This is a genomic window from Streptomyces sp. NPDC050263, assembly GCF_040655955.1.
GTDB lineage: Bacteria > Actinomycetota > Actinomycetes > Streptomycetales > Streptomycetaceae > Streptomyces.
In genome coordinates, this window is record NZ_JBFAKW010000123.1 from 20611 (window position 1) to 28619 (window position 8009).

General features: G+C 72.2%; 6 protein-coding genes. 4 read left to right on the forward strand and 2 right to left on the reverse strand.

Annotated elements, in window-relative coordinates:
- Positions 1-94: 94 nt before the first annotated feature.
- The 3 genes from cofD to AB0J04_RS36765 all read left to right on the forward strand — a co-directional run bounded on the left by cofD (position 95) and on the right by AB0J04_RS36765 (position 3798).
- Positions 95-1054, forward strand: coding sequence for a 2-phospho-L-lactate transferase (gene cofD / locus AB0J04_RS36755; protein WP_363172954.1), 960 nt, complete (start codon positions 95-97; stop codon positions 1052-1054).
- The gene (locus AB0J04_RS36760) at positions 1051-2436 is read left to right on the forward strand and encodes a coenzyme F420-0:L-glutamate ligase (protein WP_363172955.1); all 1386 of its coding nucleotides are present in this window, start codon (positions 1051-1053) and stop codon (positions 2434-2436) included. Before cofD ends, AB0J04_RS36760 begins: the two co-directional genes overlap by 4 nt.
- 348 nt (positions 2437-2784) lie before the next feature.
- A complete protein-coding gene (locus tag AB0J04_RS36765) occupies positions 2785-3798 on the forward strand; it encodes a DNA-3-methyladenine glycosylase 2 family protein (RefSeq protein WP_363172956.1) in 1014 nt (337 codons plus the stop codon).
- 141 nt (positions 3799-3939) lie between these two features.
- On the opposite strand, the gene AB0J04_RS36770 is transcribed toward AB0J04_RS36765, so the two are convergent.
- On the reverse strand, positions 3940-5022 hold the full coding sequence (locus tag AB0J04_RS36770) for an NDP-sugar synthase (RefSeq protein WP_363172957.1): 1083 nt from the start codon (positions 5020-5022) through the stop codon (positions 3940-3942).
- A gap of 143 nt (positions 5023-5165) precedes the next feature.
- Positions 5166-6803 (reverse strand): peptidoglycan recognition protein, encoded by a 1638-nt coding sequence (locus AB0J04_RS36775; protein ID WP_363172958.1) that lies wholly within the window; start codon positions 6801-6803, stop codon positions 5166-5168.
- A gap of 140 nt (positions 6804-6943) precedes the next feature.
- Here AB0J04_RS36775 and AB0J04_RS36780 point away from each other — a divergent pair, with 140 nt between their 5' ends.
- Positions 6944-7702: a TIGR03089 family protein gene (locus AB0J04_RS36780; RefSeq protein WP_363172959.1), complete on the forward strand. Its 759-nt coding sequence runs from the start codon at positions 6944-6946 to the stop codon at positions 7700-7702.
- Positions 7703-8009 lie beyond the last annotated feature (307 nt).

Here is an 8009-nt window from a genome sequence, read left to right on the forward strand (position 1 = left end):
CGTCCGCTCGTACGGGCGGGCGGGTTTTCCACAGGCGGGTGGTTGTCCACAACCGGCGGACGGGTTGTCGGCGGCGCCTGCGAGACTGGCTTCCATGCGCATTGTGGTTCTGGCAGGCGGCATCGGCGGTGCCCGGTTCCTGCGCGGTCTGAAGCAGGCCGTGCCGGACGCGGACATCACGGTCATCGGCAACACCGGCGACGACATCCATCTCTTCGGGCTGAAGGTCTGCCCGGACCTCGACACGGTGATGTACACGCTCGGCGGCGGCATCAACGAGGAGCAGGGGTGGGGGCGGGCCGAGGAGACCTTCCATCTGAAGGAGGAGCTCGCGGCCTACGGCGCGGGGCCCGGCTGGTTCGGGCTGGGCGACCGGGACTTCGCCACGCACATCGTACGGACGCAGATGATCGGCGCCGGGTATCCGCTGAGCGCGGTCACCGAGGCGCTGTGCGACCGGTGGAAGCCGGGGGTGCGGCTGATCCCCATGACCGACGACCGGGTGGAGACCCATGTGGCGGTCGAGGAGGACGGCGAGCGCAAGGCCGTGCACTTCCAGGAGTACTGGGTGCGGCTGCGGGCGTCGGTGCCGGCCGAGGCGGTCGTGCCGGTCGGCGCCGAGCAGGCGAAGCCGGCGCCGGGGGTGCTGGAGGCGATCGCGGAGGCGGACGTGATCCTCTTCCCGCCGTCGAATCCGATCGTCTCCGTCGGCACGATCCTCGCCGTGCCGGGCATCCGCGAGGCGATCGCCGAGGCCGGCGTGCCGGTGGTGGGCCTCTCCCCCATCGTCGGGGACGCGCCGGTGCGCGGTATGGCCGACAAGGTGCTCGCGGCGGTCGGCGTGGAGTCGACGGCCGCCGCGGTGGCCGAGCACTACGGCTCGGGGCTGCTCGACGGCTGGCTCGTCGACACCGTGGACGCCGGCGTGGTGGAGCGGGTGGAGACGGCCGGGATCCGCTGCCGGGCCGTCCCGCTGATGATGAGCGACCTCGACGCGACCGCGCGGATGGCCCAGGAGGCGCTGACGCTGGCCGAGGAGGTGCGGGGAGCATGAGCGAGTCCAGTGGATCCAACGGAGCCGATGAGTCCAGCGAGTCCAACGAGTCCAACGGATCCTTCGAGGACGGTTACCGGGTCTGGGCCGTGCGCGGGCTGCCCGAGGTGCAGGGCGGGGACGACCTCGCCAAGATGATCGCCGCCGCCGAACCGGGGCTCGTCGACGGGGACGTTCTGCTGGTCACGTCGAAGATCGTGTCCAAGGCCGAGGGGCGGGTCGTCCGGGCGGCCGACCGGGAGGCCGCGATAGACGCCGAGACGGTGCGGGTCGTGGCCCGGCGCGGGATGCTGCGGATCGTCGAGAACCGGCAGGGGCTGATCATGGCCGCCGCCGGGGTCGACGCCTCCAACACCCCTGCGGGGACGGTGCTGTTGCTGCCCGAGGATCCGGACGCCTCGGCGCGCGCGATCCGGGAGGGGCTGCGGGGCGCGCTCGGCGTCGACGTCGGGGTCATCGTCACGGACACCTTCGGACGGCCCTGGCGCGCGGGGCTCACTGACGTGGCGATCGGTGCCGCCGGGGTGCGGGTGCTGGACGATCTGCGCGGCGGCACGGACGCGTACGGCAACCCGCTGAGCGCGACGGTCGTCGCCACGGCGGACGAGCTGGCCGCCGCCGGGGATCTCGTGAAGGGGAAGGCCGCCGGGCTGCCGGTGGCCGTGGTGCGGGGACTGGGGCATGTGATCGTCGCCGAGGAGAAGGCAGAGGAGGGCGAGACCGCCGTCGGGGCTCGGGTCATGGTGCGGGGAGCACGCGACGACATGTTCCGGCTCGGGACGTCCGAGGCGGTGCGGCTGGCGGTCACCCAGCGGCGGACCGTGCGGTCCTTCACCGACGAGCCGGTCGATCCCGGGGCGGTACGGCGGGCGGTGGCGGCGGCGGTCACCGCGCCTGCGCCGCATCACACGACGCCGTGGCGGTTCGTGCTGCTGGAGTCGGCGGAGTCGAGGGTTCGGCTGCTGGACGCCATGCGGGACGCGTGGATCGCGGACCTGCGGCGGGACGGGAAGTCGGAGGAGTCCATCGCGAAGCGGGTGCGGCGCGGGGATGTGCTGCGGAACGCGCCGTATCTGGTGGTGCCCTGTCTGGTGATGGACGGGTCGCATGCCTATGGGGACGCGCGGCGGGACGCGGCCGAGCGGGAGATGTTCGTGGTCGCCGCCGGGGCCGGTGTGCAGAACTTCCTGGTCGCGCTGGCCGGGGAGCGGCTGGGGTCCGCGTGGGTGTCGTCGACGATGTTCTGCCGGGACGTGGTGCGGGAGGTGCTGGCGTTGCCGGAGGGGTGGGATCCGATGGGGGCGGTGGCGGTCGGGCATGCGGCCGAGGAGCCTCGGGGTCGGCCGGAGCGGGAGGTGGGGGACTTTGTCGTGGTGCGGTGACGCTCCGCCCGGGGCCAGGTGCCCACGGTGGGTTCAGGTCGGGGTTCGTGTGTGACTGCGGGCTGGTGGAGCTTGTCGCGCAGTTCCCCGCGCCCCTTGAGGGCTAGTGCCGCGGCAGGCAACGTTTGCCCGCCAAGGAGCGGCGTCCGGTGCGTGCTCTCGGCGTGCCGGCCGGAAGTCCTCGTACTGGACGTACTTGGGCTTTCGGCCGGTGCGGCGAGAGTGCGTGCCGGGCGTCGCGACGGGGCGAACGTTGCCTGCCGCGGCACTAGACGCACACCGGCGCTCGTATGGAGCGCCCGGTCTCGTAAGGCATCAACGGCAACCAAGGAACTCTAAGGAACTCCTGTGGCAGGACGGTTCTCTCCTCGGCCTACGCGTACGAGCGTGCGCGGTGGGCAGGTCGGTGTGCCGTCCGGGGCGCCTCGGCAGGCCGCCGCCGTTGCGGGGCGGGTGCGGGAGTGGGTTCCGCAGGGGCCCCTCGATCTCGGGCTGGTGCTCGGGCCGCTCCGGCGTGGGCCGGGTGATCCGACGTTCCGGGCGATGCCGGACGGGTCCGTGTGGCGGGCAAGTCTCACCCCCGCCGGGCCGGGGACGCTGCGTGTCTCGGGCGCGGCGGGCGGGGGTGCGGTGCGCGGGGAGGCCTGGGGGCCGGGGGCCGAGTGGCTGTTGGAGCAGTTGCCTGAGCTGCTCGGGGCCTCGGATGCGCCGGAGGCCTTTGTGCCGCGGCATCGGGTGGTGGCCATGGCCCGGCATCGGCGGCCCGGACTGCGGCTGACGCGGACCGGGCTGGTGCTGGAGTCGTTGATTCCGTCCGTGCTGGAGCAGAAGGTCACTACCGACGAGGCCTACCGGGCCTGGCGGTTGCTGGTGCGGAAGTTCGGGGAGCCTGCGCCGGGGTCTGCGGCGGACGGGCGGCTGTGGGTGATGCCCGCGCCTCGGACATGGGCGCTGATTCCGTCGTGGGAGTGGCATCGCGCGGGCGTCGACGACAAGCGGGCGTCGACGATTCTGCGGGCCGTGCGGGTGGCGAGGCGGTTGGAGGAAGCCGTGGGCATGACGGCGGAGGCCGCGCAGGCCCGGTTGGAGGTGGTGCCGGGGATCGGGCCCTGGACTTCGGCGGAGGTCGTGCAGCGCAGTCATGGGGCGGCGGACGCGGTGACCGTGGGGGATCTGCATCTGCCGGGGATCGTGGGGTGGGCGTTGGCGGGGGATCGGGAAGCCGATGACTCGGTGATGCTGGAGTTGCTGGAGCCGTATGCCGGGCAGCGGCATCGGGCGGCTCGGTTGATCCTGCTGAGCGGGCAGGTGCCGAAGCGGCGGGCGCCGCGGATGCCTGTGGGGGACATCAGGGGGTTGTGATGCCCCCCTCCAGGGGGCTCTGCCCCCTGGACCCCCGTTCGGCCTGCGGCCTCGTCCTCGAACACCGGACGGGCTGAAATATGCCCACCCGGGCTCGACAGAGCACCCGAGCGCCCTCAGACGGGCTGAAATGCTCGGCGCCTACCGGTCCGAGGAGAAGCGGACCGCGCCCGCTGGGATCGTTGCGTCGCACCAGATTCTCGCGCCCTCGCGGAGTTCGTTGTCGGGGCCCACGACTGCTCCGTCTCCGATGACCGTGCCGGTGAGGACGGAACGTTCGCCGACTCGGGCGCGGGTGCCGATGAGGGAGTCGGTGATGACGGCGCCCGGTTCGATGACGGCGCCGGGGAGGATCGTCGAGCCGAAGACCCTCGCGCCGCGCGCCACGAACGCGCCCTCGCCCACCACCGTGCCGCCCGTCAGTTTCGCGTCGGGGGCGACCCTGGCCGTCGGGAGGACCAGGCGGTCGCCGCAGCGGCCGGGGACCGCGGGGGACGGGGCCCGGCCGAGGACCAGGTCCGCCGAGCCGCGGACGAAGGCCGCCGGGGTGCCCAGGTCCAGCCAGTACGTCGAGTCGACCATGCCCTGGAGGTGGGCGCCTGCCGAGAGGAGGTCGGGGAAGGTCTCGCGCTCCACCGACACCGGGCGGCCGAGCGGGATCGTGTCGATGACCGAGCGGCGGAAGACGTACGCCCCCGCGTTGATCTGGTCGGTGACGATCTCCTCGGGGGTCTGGGGTTTTTCGAGGAACGCCAGGACCCTGCCCGTCTCGTCCGTGGGAACCAGGCCGTACGCCCTCGGGTCCGTCACCCTGGTGAGGTGGAGGGAGACGTCTGCCGACTTCGCCTCGTGCGTCGTCACCAGGCGTCTGATGTCCAGGCCGGTGAGGATGTCGCCGTTGAAGACCAGGACCGGGTCGTCCGGGGCCGAGTTGAGGCGGGACGCCACGTTGCGGATCGCGCCGCCGGTGCCGAGGGGTTCGTCCTCCGTCACGTACTCGAGGTGCAGGCCGAGCGCCGAGCCGTCGCCGAAGTACGGTTCGAAGACCTCCGCCAGATAGCTCGTCGCCAGGACGATGTGCTCCACGCCCGCCGCTCTCGCCCGCGCCAGCTGGTGCGTGAGGAACGGCACCCCCGCCGCCCTGACCATCGGCTTGGGCGTGTGCACCGTGAGTGGGCGCAGCCGGGTGCCCTTGCCGCCGACCAGGAGGATCGCTTCAGTCACCTTCGTCTCTGCTTCCTGCCGGGACCGGCCGAACTGTCTTTCGGCCGGCCAGTGTATGCAGCCCCTTGCAGACTCCTTGAAGGCCCCTTGAAGGGTCTCCGGGGTCTCCCCTGGCCCCGGAGCTCACGAACCTGTCGTCCGGCTCAGCGCCCCTGGTAGAGCGCCGAGGTCGAGCGGGCCGAGCCGAGCTTGCCGTAGAGCTGCTTGCCCGGGCACTCCGTGGCGAACCCGTCCCGATGGCCGGAGATCACATTCAGTCGTACGTTCTTTCCCTTTGCGTAGAGATTGCCACCCGCGGACTTCAGGTATGTCTTTCCTTTCGGATTCGCCCCGAAGAGGCCGAGTTTCCACGCCGTCAGCCGGGCGACGGCGTTGACCGTGGCCGTGTTCGGCTTGGCGGAGGTGAACGTGCCGAGGACGGCGATCCCCATGCTGTTGGTGTTGAAACCCAGGGTGTGGGCGCCCATGACCGGCTCCGCCACTCCCCCGGCGCGACCCTCGTAGATCTTCCCGCACTTGTCGACGAGGAAGTTGTAGCCGATGTCGCGCCAGCCCATGCTCTTGACGTGGTAGCGGTAGATACCGCGGATGACGGACGCCGCCTGCGAGCACTTGTAGCTGTTGCCCGACGCCGTGTGGTGCACGAACGCCGCCTTGACCTTCGTCGTGTACACGAACGTCTCCTCACGCAGCTTCTCGTCGGCTCCCCAGCCGCGCCGCGTGACGATGCTCGGGCGCGGGCCGATGTACGGCTTCGCCCGCTGGGCCTGCGTCAGCTCGGCCGCGCGCAGGGTGAAGAGTTCGCGTTCGGTGCCCGGGCGGTCCAGGGCGGGGATCTCCGTGGCGCCGAGCGGGGCGAGGGGGGCGTTGGCGGCCGAGGCTGCCGTCGTCTCTGCGGACATCCCTGTTGTCGCGGGCATCCCTGTTGTCGCGGGCATCCCTGTTGTCGCGGGCATCCCTGTTGTCGCGGATGCCCCTGCCGCTGGCGGCGTTCCGGGCGTTCCGGGTGTTCCGGCCGTCTTGGTGTCCGGATCGGTCGCGTTCCCGGTCGCCGGGTCCGGTGCGTCCGGGGGGAGCACGCCGGTGCGCGGTGGGCCCGCCGGGACGTGTGCGGGGGCGGCTGCCCCCGGGTCGACCAGTTCCAGGCGCAGGCCCGAAGGGAGCGGGGCGGCGACCGCGAGGGCGCGGGTTCCGCGTCCCGTTTCCTCCGTGCGGCCCGTACGGCGTTCCGTTTCCGGGTGGACCCGGACCTCGACGCCGTCGGAGTCGCCGACCCAGAGCGGGGCGGTTGCGCCGCGGACCCGGCCCGAGGCGCTCTCGGACGTCGCGGGGTCCGCTCCGTGGTCGGCGTTGTGGGTCTCGACGTCCTGCCAGTCGGACCAGGCGGCGGTGTCGGCCGGCCGGGTGCGGACCTGGACGCGGCCGTGGAGTTCGGCCGTCGGGTCGTCCCAGACGACGCCCAGGAGGGAGAAGTGGCGTACGTCCCGCCGGGGCAGGCCCCGGTCGGCGCCGGTGCCGCCGAGGGCCCGGTCGCCGGTGAGGGAGGTCAGGGACAGCGACTGGGTGCTGCCCGGCAGATCGGGAAGATCGGGGAGATCGGGGAGGTCAGGGAGAGTTGAGGTGGTCGGGGTGTCGGGGCTCGTGGCCCTCTTCGTCCCGGTGGGCGCCGCCTCCGTGGCCGATGCCTGTCGCACCGTCGCCGCGTCGGCGGGCGGCGTCAGCGGGAGCGCGAGAGCTGCCGCGCACGTGACGCCGATCGAGGTAGCTAGCAATCCACGCATGCCACTGATCCTGGACATAGTCATACATTTCTGTCCATCGGGGAATTGACGTGCCGTCGGGGTGCGTTGCGCCGAACCGGTGGCTCCGGAAAGGCCCCGCGAGCGGGGTGGCGGCGCGGGCGGCGCGTACGCTTCTGTGGGTGACTGCCACCGATCGCACCCCTGCCGACCTGCTGCGTTCCGCGCTGGCCGCGGATCCCGCCCGCCCCCTCGTGACCTTCTACGACGACGCCACGGGCGAGCGGGTCGAATTGTCCGTCGCCACCTTCGCCAACTGGGTGGCCAAGACGGCGAACCTCCTCCAGGACGGACTGTCCGCCGAACCCGGCGACCGGGTCGCCCTGCTGCTGCCCGCGCACTGGCAGACGGCGGTGTGGCTGCTGGCGTGTTCCTCGGTGGGGGTCGTCGCGGATGTGGCCGGCGATCCGTCGAAGGCGGACTTCGTGGTGGCCGGGCCCGGGGGGTTCGAGGCGGGGCTGGCGTGCCGGGGCGAGCGGTACGCGCTGTCGCTCGCGCCGCTCGGGCGACGGTTCGTGCCGGGGCCTCCGCAGGGGTACGACGACTACGCGGTGAACGTCCCGAGCTTCGGGGACCGGTTCGTGCCGTACGTCCCCGTCGACGCGGAGGCGCCCGCGCTGATCGTGGCCGGGGCGGAGTTGACCGGCGCCGAGATCGTGGCGCGGGCGCGGGCGGAGGCGTCGGGGCTGGGGTTGACGGGGCCCGGGTCGCGGTTGCTGTCGGGGTTGCCGTACGACACGTGGGAGGGGTTGAGCGCGGGGTTGTACGCGCCGTTGGCGAGTGGGGGGTCGGTGGTGTTGTGCCGGCATCTCGAGGAGGCCGGGGAGGAGGTTGTGGCTCGGCGGGTCGAGAGCGAGCGGGTGTCTGCGACGGCTCGGTAGGTACGGGTTGGTTTGGGCGTGGGTCGGTGTGGGCGTCGGTTGAGTGTGGACGTCGGTCGGCGTGGGCGTCTCTGGGGGCTGCCGCCCCCAGGCCCCCGCTTCGGCCCTGAACGGGCCTCGTCCTCAAACGCCGGACAGGCTGAAGACACGCACCCCCGCCGAGAAGGCGCCGCACGAGCCGGATTCACGCACCCCCGCCGAGAAGGCGCCGCACTAGATGATCGATTCCAAGGGGTCAGTGATCGTAGGCGGTCAGTGAGCGTAGGACGGGCTGTCCGGTGGCGTCGTTGTGCCATATCGCTGCTGT

Excerpts from the sequence above, each read along its gene's own strand:
- AB0J04_RS36775 (WP_363172958.1), bottom strand. The coding sequence starts at position 6,803 with ATGCGTGGATTGCTAGCTACCTCGATCGGCGTCACGTGCGCGGCAGCT.
- cofD (WP_363172954.1), top strand. The coding sequence starts at position 95 with ATGCGCATTGTGGTTCTGGCAGGCGGCATCGGCGGTGCCCGGTTCCTG.
- AB0J04_RS36760 (WP_363172955.1), top strand. The coding sequence starts at position 1,051 with ATGAGCGAGTCCAGTGGATCCAACGGAGCCGATGAGTCCAGCGAGTCC.